17 protein-coding genes and 1 tRNA gene are annotated in these 18,790 nt (G+C 66.7%); 10 read left to right on the forward strand and 8 right to left on the reverse strand.

Going from position 1 to position 18,790, the window contains the following annotated elements:
* Positions 1-18: 18 nt before the first annotated feature.
* Entirely contained in the window at positions 19-453 is a 435-nt protein-coding gene (locus AAFP30_RS08000; protein ID WP_419229341.1) for a hypothetical protein, read from the reverse strand.
* A gap of 95 nt (positions 454-548) precedes the next feature.
* On the reverse strand, positions 549-797 hold the full coding sequence (locus AAFP30_RS08005; protein WP_419229342.1) for a hypothetical protein: 249 nt from the start codon (positions 795-797) through the stop codon (positions 549-551).
* A gap of 344 nt (positions 798-1,141) precedes the next feature.
* Here AAFP30_RS08005 and AAFP30_RS08010 point away from each other — a divergent pair, with 344 nt between their 5' ends.
* The 3 genes from AAFP30_RS08010 (at position 1,142) to AAFP30_RS08020 (ending at position 5,599) form a co-directional block, all read left to right on the forward strand.
* Positions 1,142-3,874, forward strand: coding sequence for a cation-translocating P-type ATPase (locus tag AAFP30_RS08010; RefSeq protein WP_419229344.1), 2,733 nt, complete (start codon positions 1,142-1,144; stop codon positions 3,872-3,874).
* A gap of 59 nt (positions 3,875-3,933) precedes the next feature.
* On the forward strand, positions 3,934-4,488 hold the full coding sequence (locus AAFP30_RS08015) for a dihydrofolate reductase family protein (RefSeq protein WP_419229345.1): 555 nt from the start codon (positions 3,934-3,936) through the stop codon (positions 4,486-4,488).
* A gap of 469 nt (positions 4,489-4,957) precedes the next feature.
* Positions 4,958-5,599: a M23 family metallopeptidase gene (locus AAFP30_RS08020; protein ID WP_419229346.1), complete on the forward strand. Its 642-nt coding sequence runs from the start codon at positions 4,958-4,960 to the stop codon at positions 5,597-5,599.
* A gap of 27 nt (positions 5,600-5,626) precedes the next feature.
* Here the strand turns inward: AAFP30_RS08020 and AAFP30_RS08025 are convergent.
* Positions 5,627-5,697 (reverse strand) — tRNA-Gly (locus AAFP30_RS08025).
* A gap of 163 nt (positions 5,698-5,860) precedes the next feature.
* Between AAFP30_RS08025 and AAFP30_RS08030 the strand changes: the two genes are divergently transcribed.
* Genes AAFP30_RS08030 through AAFP30_RS08045 form a run of 4 tightly spaced genes read left to right on the forward strand, consistent with a single transcriptional unit; the run spans position 5,861 to position 10,612 of the window.
* Positions 5,861-7,339, forward strand: coding sequence for a DUF222 domain-containing protein (locus AAFP30_RS08030; protein WP_419229347.1), 1,479 nt, complete (start codon positions 5,861-5,863; stop codon positions 7,337-7,339).
* Between the two features lie 51 nt (positions 7,340-7,390).
* Positions 7,391-7,960, forward strand: coding sequence for a dCTP deaminase (gene dcd / locus AAFP30_RS08035; RefSeq protein WP_419229349.1), 570 nt, complete (start codon positions 7,391-7,393; stop codon positions 7,958-7,960).
* Between the two features lie 57 nt (positions 7,961-8,017).
* Positions 8,018-9,409: a UDP-glucose dehydrogenase family protein gene (locus tag AAFP30_RS08040; RefSeq protein WP_419229350.1), complete on the forward strand. Its 1,392-nt coding sequence runs from the start codon at positions 8,018-8,020 to the stop codon at positions 9,407-9,409.
* Positions 9,410-9,415: 6 nt separating this feature from the next.
* Positions 9,416-10,612, forward strand: coding sequence for a hypothetical protein (locus AAFP30_RS08045; protein WP_419229351.1), 1,197 nt, complete (start codon positions 9,416-9,418; stop codon positions 10,610-10,612).
* Here AAFP30_RS08045 and AAFP30_RS08050 read toward each other — a convergent pair.
* Complete coding sequence (locus AAFP30_RS08050) at positions 10,592-11,362, reverse strand: MerR family transcriptional regulator (RefSeq protein WP_419229352.1); 771 nt, start codon at positions 11,360-11,362, stop codon at positions 10,592-10,594. The genes AAFP30_RS08045 and AAFP30_RS08050 overlap by 21 nt on opposite strands.
* A gap of 30 nt (positions 11,363-11,392) precedes the next feature.
* Complete coding sequence (locus AAFP30_RS08055) at positions 11,393-11,971, reverse strand: TetR/AcrR family transcriptional regulator (protein WP_419229353.1); 579 nt, start codon at positions 11,969-11,971, stop codon at positions 11,393-11,395.
* A gap of 97 nt (positions 11,972-12,068) precedes the next feature.
* On the opposite strand from AAFP30_RS08055, the gene AAFP30_RS08060 reads away from it, so the two are divergent.
* The 3 genes from AAFP30_RS08060 to AAFP30_RS08070 all read left to right on the forward strand — a co-directional run bounded on the left by AAFP30_RS08060 (position 12,069) and on the right by AAFP30_RS08070 (position 15,807).
* The gene (locus AAFP30_RS08060) at positions 12,069-13,751 is read left to right on the forward strand and encodes an MFS transporter (protein WP_419229355.1); all 1,683 of its coding nucleotides are present in this window, start codon (positions 12,069-12,071) and stop codon (positions 13,749-13,751) included.
* A gap of 68 nt (positions 13,752-13,819) precedes the next feature.
* Positions 13,820-14,701 carry a metal-dependent hydrolase gene (locus AAFP30_RS08065; RefSeq protein ID WP_419229356.1) on the forward strand — a complete coding sequence of 294 codons (882 nt, stop codon included), beginning with the start codon at positions 13,820-13,822 and terminating at the stop codon, positions 14,699-14,701.
* Positions 14,698-15,807: a PDR/VanB family oxidoreductase gene (locus tag AAFP30_RS08070; RefSeq protein WP_419229357.1), complete on the forward strand. Its 1,110-nt coding sequence runs from the start codon at positions 14,698-14,700 to the stop codon at positions 15,805-15,807. Before AAFP30_RS08065 ends, AAFP30_RS08070 begins: the two co-directional genes overlap by 4 nt.
* On the opposite strand, the gene AAFP30_RS08075 is transcribed toward AAFP30_RS08070, so the two are convergent.
* Genes AAFP30_RS08075 through AAFP30_RS08085 form a run of 3 tightly spaced genes read right to left on the reverse strand, consistent with a single transcriptional unit; the run spans position 15,804 to position 18,767 of the window.
* Entirely contained in the window at positions 15,804-16,943 is a 1,140-nt protein-coding gene (locus AAFP30_RS08075) for a PDR/VanB family oxidoreductase (RefSeq protein WP_419229358.1), read from the reverse strand. The two genes, AAFP30_RS08070 and AAFP30_RS08075, sit on opposite strands and share 4 nt — an antisense overlap.
* Before the next feature lie 11 nt (positions 16,944-16,954).
* Complete coding sequence (locus AAFP30_RS08080) at positions 16,955-17,842, reverse strand: metal-dependent hydrolase (RefSeq protein WP_419229359.1); 888 nt, start codon at positions 17,840-17,842, stop codon at positions 16,955-16,957.
* Complete coding sequence (locus tag AAFP30_RS08085; RefSeq protein ID WP_419229360.1) at positions 17,823-18,767, reverse strand: alpha/beta fold hydrolase; 945 nt, start codon at positions 18,765-18,767, stop codon at positions 17,823-17,825. Before AAFP30_RS08085 ends, AAFP30_RS08080 begins: the two co-directional genes overlap by 20 nt.
* Positions 18,768-18,790 lie beyond the last annotated feature (23 nt).

Below are 18,790 nucleotides of genomic sequence, written 5' to 3' on the forward strand. Positions count from 1 at the left end.
GAGTTCCGTCGGCTCGGCTCAGCGGGTTTCTGGTGGCGGTTCGCGGTCCTGCTGAACGCCTGTGCGGTCTTCGGCGATCGGCTCGTCGGCGCCACGACGCGTTCCGTCCCTGCCGACATCGGGATCGATCTTGTCCGCCCGCGCGAACTCGTTCTCGATGTCCTCCCGCGACTCGACTGCCTGTCCCTGATGGACCCGCGCCTGCTCGTTGAGCCGCTTGGCCTCGGCGGCCTTCGCATCGGACTCGGCCTGCGCCTTGCGCGCCAACGCCTCAGATTCTTCGGCCCGGGCCTCCCGATGCCGAAGATCTGACACCTTCTCTTCCGCGTTCTCGCGGATGTTCTGGGCTTCCGCGCGTCGCCGGGCTGTGCGTTGCCGCATGAGAAACGCGGCCACGATCAGCACGATGACGACGATGACGACCGCGATGATGATCCAAGCGGTGGTACTCAAGTGCTCCTCCTCGTATCCGAACGTCCTCAAGTCGAGAGTGCCCGGGAAACCTCACCGCCATCGCCGAATCGTGAAATTGCCTCATCGGACACGCCCTAAACGATCGCCTGGGTTCCGGTGATGGCAGTCGGGAACTCGCCGGCGACCACATCATCGGGGCCGTAGGGCGAGGTGTCTTTGTCGTGCGCTGCGGGCGGACAGGGTGCGTACTGCCCGTTGCCGAGACTCATCGTGCAGGGTGCAACCGGCGCGGCACTCGCGGTGCCGGATTCGAGTGCCAAGCCGGCGGTGGTGACGCCGGCCGCGATCAGGAAACCTGCACCGATGGTGATGACTTTTTTCATGAGATGACCTTCTGTTCTTGTTGATTCCCCCTGAAGACGAGAATAGGGCCGTTCGTTAGCGAAGCATTCGATTTCTTTTCCTGTTCTCAGGATGCTCGAGATATTCTGTGCCGCTTCTTATCTGGGAGGCGTGATTGCCGGTTTCGCCCGAAGTCGGAAACCGCGAGTTTTATCAATAACGATGTACGACAACAGCATTCGTGAATTGGTAGCAAGCTCACAGGCTACTCGCCGCTTCCTTGCAGATACATGTGCCGTCGATAGTCGGAGATAGGGCGCGTGGTTCGTCAGGCATCGGGCATGATTATCGCAATAGTTAGATCCACGAGCAGGGGACGTGAAGCATGACCAGCACCACCGAGATGCGGAAGTTCGACGATGCGCATCTGCGCAGCGCGACCGACGTCGCCGCCGATGCCGATGTCGACCCGAACGTCGGTCTGGCCACCGTCGACGCCGCCGTCCGGCTGAAGACCTACGGACCCAACGAGGTGACCGCTGAGCCGCCACCCAGCATCTGGGCGGTCTCGCGTGGCCAGCTGACCAACCCGATGAACATCATGCTGCTCATCGTCGCGGTCGCCGCCTTCGCGATCGGCCAGTTCGCGACGGGCTTCGTCGTGGCGTTCCTCGTGGTGTTCAACGTGGTGATGGGCACCCGGCAGGAGATGAAGGCGCAGGCCAGTGTTGACGCGCTGTCCAGCCTGCAGGTTCCGCGTGCGCGGGTGCGTCGTGGCGGGCAGGTGGCGGAGGTACCGGCGGCCGACCTCGTTCCCGGTGACGTCGTGTTGGTCGAAGCGGGTGATCTCGTCCCGGCCGACGGCCGTCTGATCACGTCGGCGACCCTCGAGGTGCAGGAGGCCGCGCTCACCGGTGAGAGTGCTCCGGTGGCCAAGGACCCGGCCATCATCACCGGCGGCGACACCGCACTCGGCGACCGGACGAACATGGTCTTCCAGAACACTCAGGTCACCCGAGGATCGGCGGTCTTTGTGGTGACGGCCACCGGCGCCGCGACCCAGATGGGTCGCATCGCCGACATGGTCACCGCGACCAAGCGGACGAAGTCGCCGCTGCAACTCGAACTCGACGGCTTGACCAAGGTTTTCGGATTCCTCGCCTGGGGTGCGGTCGCCATCATCGGCGTCGTGGGACTCATCCGCGGACAGAACGGCGAAACCCTGGCGCTGCTCTGCATCTCGACCGCCATCGCGTCGATCCCGACCGGATTGCCGACCTTCGTGCAGACGATGTTGTCCTCGGGCGCACAGCATCTCGCCGAGCAGAAGGCGGTGGTCAAGTCGTTGGCCGACGTCGAGACGCTCGGCGGCACCACGGTGATCAACTCGGACAAGACCGGCACGCTCACGATGAACGCGATGACCGTCACCTCGCTGTACGCCGGCGACCAGTGGTACCGGGTCGAGGGTTCCGGCTACTCGAAGACCGGCGCGATCCTCGGTGCCGCCGGTGTCACCCCTGACTTCACGCCGCTGGCGCTGGGATTGGCGCTCTGTTCGGATGCCACGGTCGGCGACGACGGTTCGGTGATCGGCGACCCGACCGAGGCCGCGCTCGTGGTGCTCGCCGCGAAGATGGGCGTCGACGCCGAGGTCACCCGCCGGTCGATTCCCCGCGTGACCGAGGTCCCGTTCGATTCCGACTACAAGTTCATGGCGACCTTCCATGACCGACCGGCGTCGCTGACCGGCACGATCATCGCGCAGCCGCACCTGGTGGTCGTCAAGGGCGGCCCCGACGTGGTCCTCGACCGCTGCAGCGGCGCACTGCGACTCGGCGAAGTCGTGCCGATTGACGAGATGCGTCAGCAGATCCTCGACGCGAACCGGGAGCTATCCGAGAAGGGCTTGCGGGTCCTGGCGTTTGCCGCGAAGAGTCTCGACGATTCGGCCATGGCGTCGGCGACCGCCGATCCGATGGCCGCGGTCACCGATCTCGTCCTCGTCGGGCTCGTCGGCATCATCGATCCGCTGCGGACCGAGGCGACCGACGCGGTGCACACCGCGCTCGGCGCCGGCATCGACGTCCGGATGATCACCGGCGACCACACCATCACCGCCCGCGCCATCGCCGACCAACTCGGCCTCGGACCGGGCGTCATCACCGGCACCGAACTGCAGAAACTCAGCGACGACGACGTGAAAACCCAACTACCGCAACTCCACGTCTTCGGCCGGGTCGCACCCGAGGACAAGCTGCGGCTGGCGCGGCTGATGCAGGAGGACGGCGACGTGGTCGCCATGACCGGTGACGCGGTCAACGACGCCGCTGCCCTCAAACAGGCCGACATCGGCGTGGCGATGGGTAGCGGGTCGGAGGTCTCCAAGCAGGCCGCCAAGATCGTGCTCACCGACGACAACTTCGCCACCCTGGTGCGCGCGGTGGAACTCGGGCGCGACATCTACCGCCGCATCTCGACCTACATCCGGCTGCAGCTGACCATTCTGTCGTCGGTGCTCCAGCTGATGGTGTACGCGACGATCTTCAACGTCAACGGCGGTGTCGCGATGCTGCCGATGCAGTTGCTGTTCTGCAAGCTGTTCGTCGTCGTGACCGTGGTGGTCGGCCTCATCGTCGACGTGTCCGACCCGGGCGTCATGCAGCGACCGCCGCGTCCCCCGGGCACCCGAATCGTCGTCGGCCCGCAGATCGTGCGGTGGGTCATCAGCGGTTTCCTGGTCGCCGTCACGGCGCTGGCGCTCCTGCAGTGGGGACCCGACGAGCCGTCCGCGGACCACGGGTCCGTTTCGATGACCATGGCCTTCGCGGTGGTCGCGCTCACCGGCGTGAACCTGGGTGTGGTGATGCGGCGCGAGCGTCAGGTGCCGTGGTCGCAACCGATGTTCCCGTACTTCGGGTGGCTCATCGCCGGCTGGATCCTCACCTGGGCCGCCGTCGAACTCGGCATGCTGCAACGCCTGCTCGACACCGTGTCCCTCAGCGGTGGCCAGTGGCTGACCGTGTTCGGCCTGTCGCTGATCACTCCGGCGTTCGTGGGCGTCGACAAGGCGATTCAGTTGCGGAAGCAGCGAGCGGCTGGGTCGGGGCTCCGATGATCTTCCGGCGCTGAGGTGGTCTGTCTCTGTACGAGTGCAAGCACGTACGGAGGAGAATGATGCGCAAACTCGTTGTGACGCAGAATATGACGCTCGACGGCTCGATCGAGATGCTCACCACCTGGTTCGACCCGACCGAAGAAGCCCCAGATCTCCTGGAGGAGAGCCACCGACAAGACCGGGAGGCCGACGCGCTGTTGGTCGGTCGCCAGACGTTCGAGGACTTCCGCGGCTACTGGCCCGAACAGGAGAACGACAAGACCGGTGTCACCGACTACCTGAACACCGTGGACAAGTACGTCGTGTCGTCGACGATGACCGAACCTCAGTGGCAGAACTCGACGATCCTGAGCGGGGACGTGCTCGATGAGGTTCGTGCGCTCAAGCAGCGTGACGGCAAGGACATCGTCGTCACCGGCAGCATCACGCTGACCCACACCTTGATCAGCGCCGGCCTCGTCGACGAGTACCGTCTGTTCGTCTATCCCACGGTGCAGGGGAGGGGGCGTCGGCTCTTTCCCGAGGGCTTCGAGGTGTCGAAACTGTCGCTGCTGAATGCGCGGTCGTTCAGCAATGGGGTTGCTTTGGTGGTGTACGCCGCGACAACCGGGTGACGCGCCCCAGTGTGTGCTCGAGCAGCACGAAAGCCCTGGTCAGATTCCTTTGACCAGGGCTTTCAGCTGGGCCGACGACGGGAAGCGAAGTCAGCCAATTACGGTGCGCTCGGTGTCAGATGCTACTTCCCAGGTCAATCGGGAGCTTGAGAACGTTGACAATCATTTCCAGCCAAGTGCCAGCGAGGTCGAGAGCGACAGAACCCATTCGGGTGCTCCTATCAGGTCGTGTACTTCGTAAACCAAATCCATCGTGCCGGTGCAGGATACTGCACGTGCTCACCGGCCGCTTGCCGGAAGTTCTGGGCTAGAAGCCCAACTGCCATTTCAGCCCGATCGTAAATACGAGTCGCTCCCCCGCGTTGCGGGTGAGCCCCCTCACGTTCCGGCGCCTCTCGCTGGCTCGGCCGCGCGTCGGCGTGTAGCCTCGCCGTGTCCTTGCCGATACCGAATTGTTACCAAATACGAAATGGACATCGACGTGCCACGACACCAACTGACCACTTACGAATCGAAGCCGCGCGTCACTCGCAGGATCAAGGCCGGTGCACTCACAGCCTTCGTCGGCGCCATCGGACTGTCCGTTGGCGGCGCAGCCCACGCGACGGCGCAGCCCGCTCCCGCAGTGCCCAACGCGCCGGTGAATCTGACCCTTCCGCCGCAACTCGACGATCTGGCGCGCGGCATCATTCCGCCGCACCTGTTTGCGCCCCGGCTCGGTCCCGGCCGCGCCGTTGCTCCGACCAAGGGCACCGTCACCTCGGGTTTCGGTCCTCGTTGGAACGCCAGCCACAAAGGCGTCGACATCGCCAACAAGATCGGGACTCCCGTCTATGCAGTGACAGATGGAGTCGTCCTCGAGTCCGGGCCGGCGTCAGGCTTCGGCCAGTGGATCCGGGTTCGGCAGGATGACGGCACGACCGGCATCTTCGGCCACGTCGACCGGAGCTTCGTGCGCGCCGGCCAGAAGGTCATCGCTGGCCAGCAGATCGGCACCGTCGGTAACCGCGGCCAGTCCACTGGTCCCCACCTGCACTACGAGGTTCGGGACAAGAAGGGCAACGCAATCAACCCGCAGGTCTGGCTGAACAAGCGCAACGCTCACCCGTGACTCGCGACACTCCAGATCGGCATGGGGAGCCGATGACGGGAATCGAACCCGCGTATTCAGCTTGGGAAGCTGATGTTCTGCCATTGAACTACATCGGCGTGCGAGACCTCGCGACCTCGCGACGGCCAGAGTAGCAAACGCGTTCAGCGGAACGCGGCCGCGGTGTCGATCCCATCGGCTGCGTTCAGCGGAACGTTTTTGTCGGTACCCCGCGATAACCTGCAGGTAGTCCAGTTGGTTCTGACCTGTCGGGGGGTTGCGATGACTGTTGTGTCGTTGGATTCGGTTGGTGGCGCAAAAGATTCAAGCGAAGTAGCCGGGGCGAGTCTGTTCGATGACACCCCGATCGGCGACTTGTCCGATGACCAGCTAAGGGACCGGGTGGTCGGCTACGCCGGGCAGTTGGCGGCGATGACCGCGCGGTTCCTGCAGCTGCTGGTCGCCTTCGACGACCGGCACGGTTGGAGCGGAGAAGGCATCCGCAGTTGCGCGCACTGGTTGTCGTGGCGGGTGGGCATGTCGCTGCGCACTGCCCAGGACCATGTTCGTGTCGCTCACGCACTGGCGGAGTTGCCGGTCCTGCAGGAGGCATTCGGTCAGGGGCGGGTCACCTACTCCAAGGTGCGGGCGCTGACCCGGGTCGCCACCCCTGATCGCGAGCAGCAGTTGCTGAACTTCGCCTTGTCGGCGACGGCCGAACAGGTCGAGCGGCTGGTCAAGTCGATGCGAGACATCGACCGCGGGCAGGGCGACGGCGTCACCGAGCTGATCGAGTCCAGTGGTCGGTGGGAGTGGAAGCTCGACGGTTCGCTGAGGGTGTCACTGCGCCTGTCGCCGCTGGATGGTGCACGGTTTCTGGCCGCGGTGGTGCGCTCGGAGTACGAACGCACCCGCATCGCCGGCGACGACGACGTTCCGCTGAACGCGCTGCACGCACCCGACGAGAACGGCGAACCCAAAGCGCCAGACGCCGAAGCACCAGATGCAGACCTCCATGAACAGCGGGACCTGTGGCGCGGAGTACCGACCGACATCGCGCCAGCGGTGGTGGCGATGGCAGACACCCTGCACACCGCGGTAGAGATCCCGGAGACCGCGCCGGGTGCGGAGATCTTGGTCCACACCCACGCCAAGGACTGGGAGGACATCGACGACCAGCCGATCGCGACCGACCCGCACTTGGACCACGGGCCGGTGCTCGCCGACGTCGAGGTCGAGGAGGCCTCCTGTGCCGCGGTGTTGCGGGAGGTGCGCAGTAACCGCAAGGGTGCGGTCCTCAAGTACGGGCGCAAGCGTCGGGTACCGACCGCCGCGCTGATCCGGATCGTGACGATGCGCGATCAGGGGTGTGCCCACCCCGGGTGTGGACGCACGCGGCATCTCCATGTGCATCACGTGGTCCCGTGGGGGCAGCAGGGGTCGACCGAGCCCGACAACCTGATCCTGTTGTGCTCCACCCATCATCGGGCGTTGCATCGCGGCGAGTTCGGCATCAAAGCCCTGGGCAAACAGCGGTTCAGTTTCCACCGGCCGAGCGGATCGGTGATCGACATCGCGCCTGACACCCACGCGCCTGGCGGATGGGAACCGGATCAGAGCATCGACCCGTATGCACCGGCCCCGGTCGGCGGCGGTCGCCTGAAACTCGGGTACGCCACCGAGGTCCTCTACGCCATCTGGGCGCTGAAAGCCGACGCCGCCGACGCCACTGAACACACCGAGGAGCCGATCGCCGCCTGAAACGTTCCGCTGAACGCGGTAGGCCCGGCGCCGTCCGATAACCTCGGGGACGTGCTGCTCTCCGACCGCGACATCCGCACCGAGATCGCCGACGGCCGCTTGTCCGTCGAGCCGTTCGACCCGGCGCTGGTCCAGCCGTCGAGTATCGACGTCCGGCTCGACAGCCTGTTCCGCGTGTTCAACAACACCCGGTACACCCACATCGACCCGGCGCAACGACAAGACGAACTGACCACCCTCGTCGAACCGACCGAGGGGGAGCCGTTCGTGCTGCATCCGGGGGAGTTCGTGCTCGGCTCCACCCTCGAGGTGTGCAGCCTGCCCGACGACCTCGCCGGCCGACTGGAAGGCAAATCGTCGCTCGGACGGCTTGGACTGCTGACGCACTCCACCGCGGGTTTCATCGATCCCGGGTTCTCCGGCCACATCACGCTGGAGTTGTCGAACGTGGCGAACCTGCCGATCACCCTGTGGCCCGGCATGAAGATCGGACAGCTCTGCCTCATCCGGCTCTCCAGCCCGGCCGAGCACCCGTACGGCAGCGCCGCTGTCGGCTCCAAGTATCAGGGCCAACGCGGGCCCACGCCGTCGAAGGCGTATCTGAACTTCACCCAGTCCTAAACCCCGGGCAACGTCGTCGTTGCGGCACCGCAGGAAACCGCGCGTACCCATCGAGACATGAAGCTCACGGTGATCGGATGCGGATACCTCGGTGCGACCCACGCCGCCTGCATGGCCGAACTCGGGCACGACGTCCTCGGGATCGACGTCGATGCCGACAAGGTCGCGCTACTGCAGTCCGGTGAGGTGCCGTTCTTCGAGCCCGGTCTCGCAGACGTGTTGCGGCGCAACATCTCCGCCGATCGCCTCCGATTCACCACCGACTACCGCGAGGTCGCATCGTTTGCCGCAGTGCATTTCCTCGGGGTCGGCACTCCGCAGCAGACGCGCAGTTACGCCGCCGACGTCTCCCACGTCGAATCCGCCGTCGACGCCCTGACCCCGCTCCTTCGCGGAAACCACCTCATCATCGGCAAGTCGACCGTGCCGGTCGGCACTGCAGCCGCACTGGCTCAACGTATCTCGGTCCTCGCCGCACCCGGCTCCACCGTCGAACTCGCCTGGAATCCCGAGTTCCTGCGGGAAGGGTTCGCCGTCGAGGACACCCTGGAACCGGATCGCCTTGTCCTGGGCACGAATCCCGCCGACAAGTCCGGATCGGCAGAACAGGTGGTCGCCGAGGTCTATCGAGAGATCCTCGACACCGGCGTCCCGTTCATCCGAACCGACTGGGCCACCGCCGAATTGGTGAAGGTCTCAGCGAACGCCTTTCTCGCCACCAAGATCTCGTTCATCAACGCCATGAGCGAGATCTGCGAGGTCGTCGACGCCGACGTCTCCACCCTCGCCGACGCCATCGGCTACGACCAGCGCATCGGCCGACGATTCCTCAACGCCGGCTTGGGCTTCGGCGGCGGCTGCCTGCCCAAGGACATCCGCGGGTTCATGGCCCGGGCCGCCGAGGTGGGTGCGTCCGACGCGGTGGGCTTCCTGCGCGAGGTCGACTCCATCAACATGCGCCGGCGGACCGCCATGGTCGACCTCATGTCCGATGCCTGCGGCGGCGACGTCCTCGGCGTCAACATCGCCGTCCTGGGAGCCGCGTTCAAGCCGGAGAGCGACGACGTCCGCGATTCCCCTGCGCTCAACGTCGCCGGCCAGCTCGCACTGCGGGGCGCGTCGGTCACCGTGTTCGACCCGAAGGCGGCGGTCAACTCCCGGCGGATGTTCCCGATGCTCGCCTACGCGCAGAACGTGACCGAGGCGTGCACCGATGCGGACGCGGTGATGGTCGCGACCGAGTGGGCCGAGTTCGTCCACATGACACCCGACGAACTCGCCGACGTCGTGCGCGATCGTGTCATCGTCGACGGTCGCCGCTGCCTCGACGCCACGACCTGGCGGTCAGCCGGATGGCGCTACCACGCTCTCGGCGGTCCGGTGCGATCCGGTGGACAGCGTGCTAGTTTGGTACCCCGAATGTCCGTAAGCGCACTCGGGGAGTCGTGATCAATCGTGGATTCCACGCGCTTGGCCGATATCGCCGGACGGCAACTCGCCAGTGGAGTGCCGGCCGACAAGTTCTTCCTGCTCGTCGACCTTGCCGACGACGGGCTCCTCATCTCTGCGGTCGACCCCGACGAAGGGGACATCGTCGACCAGCGCGTGCTGTGGGCGATCCATCCGCGAGCCCTGGACCAGGCACTCGCCGAACACCTCGTCCGTATCGGCCGGGTCGAGGCACCGGGCAACGATGTCTGGTGGAACGAACTGCGCGACCTGGCCGGCCGCGGGCGGGAAAAGCTCGCCTCCACCGACGGCACCTTCGTGATGGGCCACGGCGAAGTGCAATTCTTCCGCGTCGCCCAGCGCGACCTCGACGAGGCCACCGCACCGGCCGCCGACCAACTCGCGCGCACCCTGCGGGAGATGGGCAAGGAGTTCTCGGCCGCCTCGGTCTACCTCGGCTACGACAATGAGGACTGGCCCGGCCTCGACAAGGTCCTCGAGCGCGACCTGCACCTGCCGGTGGTCGTGTCGCACGCCCCCGCCGACCACCCGGTCCGCGACGACGACGAACCCAGCTACCTGCCGCCCGAGTTCGCCGAGCCCGCATCCGCAGCTGCAGCTCCCGTCGCGGCGACCGCCGCAGCCGCGTCGGCGTCCGCAAAGCCCCTCCGCTCGAGCGCCGCCGAGACGAAACCCGACGACGCGCCGGCCGACCCGGAACCGGTCGTCCCACTCACCCAGCGATCCACGACCACCCCGCGCCGCCGCCCGGGTCGTCTGATCCTTGCCATGGCGGCCATCGCGGCAGCCATCATCGCGGTCGGCACCGCCACCGCGCTGGCCATGTCCGGCGACGACGACGCTCCCGAGACCCCGACGGCCGGCCTGTTCCCCTCAACGTCGGCGCCTTCGTCGGCACCGACCTCGATACCGACCTCGGTGCCGGCTGTCGCTGCGCCGACCACCTTCGCCGATCCGGCCGCGTTGGCCGCAGCGCAGGTGCCGGCCGTGCGCTACACCCCGCCACCCCCTCCGGTGACCACCCAGGACACGACAACTGGCGGCGGCGGTGGCGGAGGCGCGCAACAACCGCAGAACCGACCCCGACCGGCTCCGGCCCCGCCGCGCGTCCGGTCGGTGCCCAACCCGATCCCTGGTCTGCCGCCGATCGTGATCCCGCGGCTACCCGGCGGACCCGGCTGATCCCGAAGACCCGGCCGATCGACGCAGATAGTCGTCGAGCTGGCGGGCCAGGTCGCGATCGAGAGCACGGTCGAGCGCGTTGTGCGCCGACACCGACCCGGCCTGCCGCATCTCGCGGAGAAGCTCTGTCGCCCAATCGGATTCGGCCTGAGTTTGGGGTAGCCAGCCGTCGGTGTGGCCCTCGGTGATAGCGCGTCGCCCGGCCGAGATCACCGTCTTGGCAACGGCGGCCATCTCCGCGTCGAGTTTCCCGTGGACGTCGAGGATGCCGCTCAGCGGCAGGCCCAGCTTCACCAGTCGCCCGTAGGCCGACACCGTCTCCTGGTCGAGGATCGTGTACTTGTCCGGGTGCTTGCCCTCGCCCTTCGGTGCGATCAGTCCGAACTCGATCAGCCGCTCGAAATGCGCGGGGTTGCCCGAGTTCAGCAGGTCCTTGAGGTCGTCGGCCGACATCGTGGTCGAGGTCGCGGTCGACCACGGCTCGGACACCAGCTCATCCAGCCCGAGCACGTCGGCAAGGTCGTCGCCGCGCTGCATGCCGGTCAGGAAGTCGGCGATGTGGCGGATGGTGAAGCCACGACGCAGCAGATCGTTGATGACCTTGAGGCGTGCGAGGTGCGCGTCGGTGTAGATCGCGATGCGGCCCCGGCGGACCGGGCGGGGGAGGAGTCCGCGGTCCTGGTAGCCGCGCACGTTGCGGGTCGTGGTGCCCGCGGCGCGCGCCAGATCGTCGATCCGGTACTCAGTCATCGCGACATTCTCGCAGATGCGGGGCGTGCGTCATGGCCTGATGCCCCGAGCGATGAGGTCGAGTAACTCGGTATAGACGCGGGTCGCGTCCACGATCGGCGGATACGTCGACGCGAGTTCCAGCGACACCGCGCCATGCACGCCCGCCCAGACCTGTGCGGCGATCTCGGCGGCATCGCCGACACGGATCGTGCCGGCGGCCTGCCCGTAGCGCACGATCTCGACGAGTTCGCCGAAGGCGTCGGAGGCGGCGTCGATGTCCGGCTCGCACTCCACCGAGAACATCAATTGATAGAGAGTCGGGTTGGCGAGCGCGAACTCGCGATAACGCCGCCCACTGCTCAGCAGCCGCTCGGTCGGGTCGGCGTCGGTCACTGCGATCATCCGGGCGAACTCGGTGAAACCATCGGTGACCACCGCGTTGAGTAGCCCGACCTTGCCGTCGAAATGGTTGTAGACCCCCATCGGCGCGACCCCGGCCTCGGTCGCGACGGCGCGCACCGTCAGGGCGGCGGCGCCCTCGCGTTCGAGAAGTCGACGGCCCGCGGTGATCAGCGAGGAGCGGACCTCGGTGGCCGGAGTGCGGGTGGTCGATCGCGCGGGAGACATATTGACAGCCTACTGGCACGGTGTTCTACTGAAGAAGAACAATGTTCTATAACTGTAGATCAGTGTCCTATACGTACGGTGCCCCTGGAGGCTCGCCATGAATCGTTTGACCCGCAATCCCTGGGTGGCGCTGGCCGCCCTGTGCTTTGCCGAATTGCTCGTGATGGTCGACAACACGATCGTCAACGTCGCGCTGCCGACGATGGCCCACGATCTCGACGCCGGGATCTCCGGGCTGCAGTGGATCGTCGACGCCTACACCCTCGCCTTCGCCGGGCTGCTGCTCACCGGCGGCTACCTCGGTGACCGTTTCGGTCACCGGCGCATGCTCGGCGTGGGCATCGTCGGCTTCGTCGGAGTCTCGATCCTGGCCGCCCTCGCCGGCGGCCTCGACCAACTCATCGCCGCCCGCGCCGGATTGGGAGTCTTTGCGGCACTGGTCTTTCCGGCCACCCTGGCGTTGGTCACCACGATCTTCACCGAACCTCGGCAGCGCGCCGCCGCCGTAGGGATCTGGGCGGCGGTCTCCGGCGTCGCGGTGGCGATCGGCCCGGTGCTCGGCGGGTGGCTGCTGGAACACTTCTCTTGGACATCCGTGTTCTGGGTCAATGTGCCGATCGGTGCCGTCGCCCTCGCGGCGATCCTCGCCGTCGTCCCATCCACGCGACCCGAGCATGTCGGCCGCTTCGACCTCCCCGGCCTGGTGCTGTCGATCCTGACGTTGGGGCTGCTGACCTTCAGCGTCATCGAAGCCCCGAACGTCGGCTGGGTCTCGGTGCGAACCATCGGTGGCCTGGTGCTCGCCGGCCTGCTGCTCGTCCTCTTTGTGCGGCGGCAACTCACCACCGACCACCCGATCCTCGACGTCCGACTGTTCACCAACCGGCACTTCGCCACCGCGGCCACCATGATCAGCGTCGCGTTCTTCGCCCTGTTCGGCTTCATCTTCCTGATCACCCAGTTCTTCCAGGCGGTCAAGGGCTACGGGCCGCTCGACGCCGGGGTGCGGACGCTGCCGTTCGCCATCGTCATGGCCGTGCTGTCGCCGGTCGCGATGGTGCTGTCCAACCGCTTCGGACCCCGGATGGTGACCGCAGGCGGCGCGGCATTGATGTCCGCCGGTTTCGCCCTGGTGGAATTCTCCACATCGTCGTCGACCTACTGGGGATTGATCGTGTGGTCGATGTCGCTGATGGCGGCCGGCCTGGCCTGCATCTCCGGTCCGTGCACCCACGTCATCATGAACGCCTTGCGACCTGAGCAGGCCGGTGCGGGTTCGGCGGTCAACGACACCACCCGCGAGATCGGCGGCACGCTGGGTGTCGCGGTGCTCGGTTCCATCCTCACCTCGGCCTATGTGACCGGCGTCGGGAGCCGACTCGGCGACCTCGGTGTCCCGCGCACCGTCACCGAGATCGCGCAACAGTCGGTGATGGGTGGGGTCGCGGTCGCCGAACGCGCTCCGGCCGGGGTGGCGGACGCGATCCGCACCGCGGTGCAGGACGTGTTCATGACAGGGTTGCATCACGCGGTCTGGGCAGCGGTTGTGGTCACCGCGGTGGCCGCCGTCGCCGCGCTGTGGCTACTGCGCGAGGAGCCCATCGACGTGCCGTCCCCGCCATCGAATCGTGTGGTGTTCGTTACACCCGTATGGCATGGTGTCCCACGTCATGGAAGGAAAGGCGGAAGGAACGGGGATTGCGAGTTGTCCCACCCCCCGATCGGGGTGGTACAGGTAGACGGCAGTAACGATGAAGGTGATGAACGAGATGGACTCTGAAGTCCATCAGTTCAGGTGATGTGCGGTTCGGGGACCGCGCTCAACGATGTCAGTGGAGCAGAGCAGCGATGTCCCTCAGTGAGGCCGCGGGCGACCCCGGCCAGGTGGCGATCCGACCGCGGAACGTCAGTTTCGATTGCAGCGGTACCCCGCTGCATTGGATCCCCGGGCACCCGGTTGCCTCCAACTTCATCAGTTCCCTCAACCTGGTCCTGCCGGAGGGGGAGCGATGGTTCGTCGAGGCCTTCGACGAGGCACTCCCGTACGTCGAGGACGACGAACTGCGCGAGGCGATGCGCGGGTTCATCGGCCAGGAGGCCAAACACTCCAGCGTCCACGACGGCGTGCAATGGGGATTTCTGCGTGACAACGGCGTCGACCCCGCGCCCTTCGCGCGGCAGGTGCACTGGGTCTTCCGGCGAGTCCTCGGTCCGCGTCCGGAGCTCTCGGCGCGTCGCCGCCGCAAGCGCCTGATCGCCCGACTGTGGATCATCGCGGCCGTCGAGCACTTCACCGCCGTCTTCGGGCACTTCGCGCTCAACAACGACTGGGATGACGCCGGCGCCGACCCAGTGCTGTGCGACCTCTACCGCTGGCACGGCGCCGAGGAGGTCGAGCACCGCTCGGTCGCGCACGACGTCGCGACGTACTTCGGCGACAGCTACTTCCGTCGGGTGTGGGCGATGGTGGGAGCCTTTCCGCTGTTGTTCTCGCTGCTGGTCCGCGGCACCCACTTCATCAACCATCACGATCCGGAGGCGCCGAAATCGGAGGTCGCCCTGTGGCGGGCCGGTTACGCCGACTCCAAGGCCGGGCTGGTGCCCGGGTTCGAGATCCTCACGTCGCTGATCGGCTACCTCAAGCCGGGATACCGACCCGACGACTTCGGGTCGACCGCCCAGGCGGTCGCGTACCTCGCATCGTCGCCGGCGGCGAGGGCCGCGCTGTGAACGCGCGTAAGTCGGTGTTCGGCCGACGCCCCGCCCCCGAACACCTCTACGGTGCACAGCGCGTGGACTACTCGATGGTCTCCACGCGGTGGCTGCTCGGCGCGTGGATGCCGATCTGGGAACGGGTGCTCCGTTACGAGATGCGCAAGCCCGAGTCGTCGACGATCGACGTGGCGGTGGTGGAACGCACCTCGGTCGCCGCGGACGGCAGCGTCGTCGAACTCGCCTTCGCGCCGCACCACCCCGAGGACACCCTGCCCGACTGGACGGCCGGCGCGCACCTGCGGCTGATGCTGCCGTCCGGGCGGATCCGCGAGTACTCGCTGTGTGGGCATCCCGGGGACACCGCCGCCTACCGGATCGCTGTCCGACGACTCTCCGCCGACGGCGCCTCCGCCGAGGTGCACACCCTCCAGGTGGGCGACGTTGTGCGGATCACCCGTCCGCTCAACGCTTTTCCGCTCGCGCTGCCCGGACACGGTTCTGCCGCACGGCATCTGCATTTCATCGCCGGTGGCATCGGCATCACGCCGATCCTGCCGATGATCGAGACCGCCGAGCGCTTCGGCGTCTCCTGGTCGCTGACCTACCTGAGTCGGACCGTCGCCTCCGCCGCGTACCGCGACCGGCTCGCCGCCTACGGCGACCGCGTCCACCTGCGTACCGACGACGTGCACGGATTGCCCAGTGCCGCCGATCTTGTCGCCGACATCCGACCCGACGCGGCCGTCTACTTCTGCGGTCCGCCGGTCCTGACCGACGGTCTGCTGGCTGAACTCGAGAAGACCTCGACCGGCGCCGAGGTGCACTTCGAACGCTTCGGCATCCCGGTCACCGGTGGCCGAGAGTTCACCGTCGTCCTCGGCTCCAGCGGCCAACGCACCCAGGTCGGCGCCGACGAATCGATGCTGCACGCGGTGGCCCGCGAGATCCCGTCGGTCACCTACTCATGCCGGCAAGGATTCTGCGGCACCTGCAAGGTGCGAGTCCTCGACGGCGAGGTCGACCACGCCGACTCGGTGCTCACCGACCACGAACGCGCCGACGGCTACATGCTCCCCTGTGTGTCGCGGGCGGCGAGCGAGTCGTTGGTCATCGACCTCTAGAGTTCTACGACGAGTTCGTTTCCGGCGCAGCGGGATACGCAGGTCAGCAGGTAACCGTCGGCCCGTTCGGGCTCGGTGAGGATGTTGTCGCGGTGATCGACCGCGCCGGCGAGCGACCGCACCTTGCAGGTGCCGCAGAATCCCTGGCGGCACGAATACGGCACCGACGGTAGTTCCCGCCGGATCGCGGCGAGCGTCGTCTCGTCGGCCGCCACCGAAATCCGTTGCCCTGTCGACGCGAGGACCACCTCGAACGGCGAGCCGTCGTGGACCGGTGGCGGGCTGAACCGCTCGTAGTGCAGTTCGATGTCGGGACGATCGCCGAGATGCTTACGCAGCGCCTCCAACATCGGCACGGGCCCGCAGCAATACACCGCCAATCCCGCGGGCGCCTGCCCGGTGGACGAATCCACCGGTCCCAGAAGATCTTTCATCGACGGAAGCCCTGCATCGTCGTCGGTCCGGATGCGCACCCGATCCCCGTACCGAGCCACCTCGGAGCGGAACGGGATGGAGTCGAGGGTGCGGCCGGTATAGATCATCGACCAGTCGAGTCCGAGGCGGTCGGCGGCGGCGAGCATCGGCAGGATCGGCGTGATCCCGATACCGGCGGCGATGAAGCGGATCGACCGCGCCGGTGAGCCGAATCCGGGTGCGGTGAACGGAAAAGCGTTGCGCGGACCCTTGATACGGATCTGATCGCCGACCCCGATGGTGTCGTGTACCTCGACCGAACCGCCGCCACCGTCCGGAATCCGACGGACCGCGATGCGATAGGTGTGCGGATCGGCGGGATCGCCGCACAACGAATACTCGCGCATTCGGCCCGACGGCAGCAGCAGGTCGAGATGTGCTCCCGGATACCATCGTTCGAGCACGGACCGGTCGGGTGCGGCGAGCGTCAGCGCGACGACGTTCTCGTCGCCGGCCACCATTTCCCGGTCGATCACCTCGACCACGGTCACACCGTCGTCGGCGGCTGTCGGGTGCAGCGGCGACATCACGCGCCAGAACGGCCACCACATCTTCGAGAGCCCGGTCCACACCATCAGGTACGGGTCGTGCCGCCACCGGCCATAGAGATGGGGCGGTGGCGCGGTGAGTGCGGTCGAATGTGGATGTGCGCGTTGGTTCATCGTCTCGCCTGTCAGTCGGCGTTGCGTGCCGCGGGCGACGACGCGAGGTAGGCGACCGCCTGTGCGGTGCTACCGATCTCGTCGGGGTGGAAGCCCGGGCGGAAGTAGCTGAAACTGGCCAGCACGACATCGGTCATCCGCGGCAATACTCCCGCCCGCACGCCGCGTCGATACTCCCGACGACGAGCAAACCAGTTGTGGGACACCGTCGGATCGTTGATCATCACGTAGCGGTAGCCGCGGTGGATGAGGCTGAGCAGCATGGGCAGCACCAGCAGCATGGCACGCCCGCGCCGTAGGTAGCTGTCGCCGAAATAGACGGCCACGTCGTGGGCGACCGCCCGGTGTTCGACCTCTTCCGCGCCGTGCCAGGTGAACAGATCGGCCATCCGTGGATCGGCACCGATGTCGAACCACGTGCTGTTGAGGGCGAAGTCACCGAGGATCGCGGTGTAGTGTTCGAGCGCCGCGATCAACCACAGGCGTTCGATGAGGTGCTTGCGGCGGGCTTCCGGTGTGCCGCCGTCCATGGGTCCCACCAGTTTTCGGAAGATCCACTCCATCTGTTGCTGGAACGGCCGCGGATCGATCCCGTTGCTATCGAGGAACTCCCACAACACGTGGTCGTGGGCCTCGGCGTGCATGGCCTCCTGACCGATGAAACCGCGCATGGTGGCGGCGAGTTCGTCGTCGGCCACCAGCGGAAGCGCCTCGTTGTAGGTGGCGACAAACCACCGTTCTCCCTCGGGCAGAAGCAGATTCAGCACGCTGATGAAGTTGGACGCCACCGGGTGCCCGGGAATCCAGTGCAGCGGAGTGCCGGTCCAGTCGAAGGTGACGTTGCGCGCGTGCAGTTCGACCGGACCCGGATCGGTCGCGTCAGGCCTGGGCGCGGACATCGGGGTTTCCGTCGAGGTCGCTGTGGGTGCGGATGAATTCGGTTGCGCAGTCCGCCAGATACTCGGGGTGGGCCAGCGGCAACCAGTGTCCGGTGCGGGAATCGCGTCGCGCGTGGACCGCGGCGTGTCGGGCAGTGTGCGCGAAGAGTGGTGGCCGCAGAGCGATGTCGCGGGTATTGATCAACTCGAGCACCGGGATCTTCGTCGGCCGCAGGTTCGGCGGTCGACGACGTCGGCTCAGATTGGCACGGTAGTACCGCAGGCCCGATCGCACATCCCGGCGGAACGTCGGACCCACGACGACCCGCGATCGGTCCATGCGTTCGGTGAGGGCCACGAACCGGGTCCACCGGCCCGGCGACATTGTCGCGGGCACCAGCACGTCGGAGAGCCCCGGAATGCGGAACAGCCGCGTGTAACCCATGTGCAGCTGCTGGACGAAGTAGTCGCGAACCTTGCGCGCGGTGGGCGGGTGCCACTGCTCGCGGACCCATTCGTCGGCGTAATCGAGATTCGGACCCGACACCGACACGAACGATGCGATGCGCGCCTCGGCGTCGGGCGTGGTCACCGCCTCCCACGCCTGGATCGATCCCCAATCGTGGGCGATCACATGCGCCTGTCGACCCCCACCGACCGCGTCGATGACCGCGAACAGATCTCGCGCCAGGTGGTCGAGCCGGTAGGCCTCGACGCCCGACGGGCTGTCACTCTCGCCGTAACCGCGGGTGTCGTAGGCATACACGTCGAACGCGCCGGCGAGCAGCGGCGCCACCTGGGTCCACAGGTGATGGGAGTCGGGCCAGCCGTGCACCAGGACTACCGCAGGACGCGTCCCTGGTGTGGCCCGATCACCCGTGACCAGGCGAAACACCGCCAGCCGTACATCACCCGAGTCGACGTAGCGCTTCTCCCACTTCACCATCGGACCCACCCATCCTCATGTGA

The sequence above is a fragment of the Gordonia sp. CPCC 205515 genome, assembly GCF_048537925.1.
In the GTDB taxonomy this organism is placed as follows: Bacteria; Actinomycetota; Actinomycetes; order Mycobacteriales; family Mycobacteriaceae; genus Gordonia.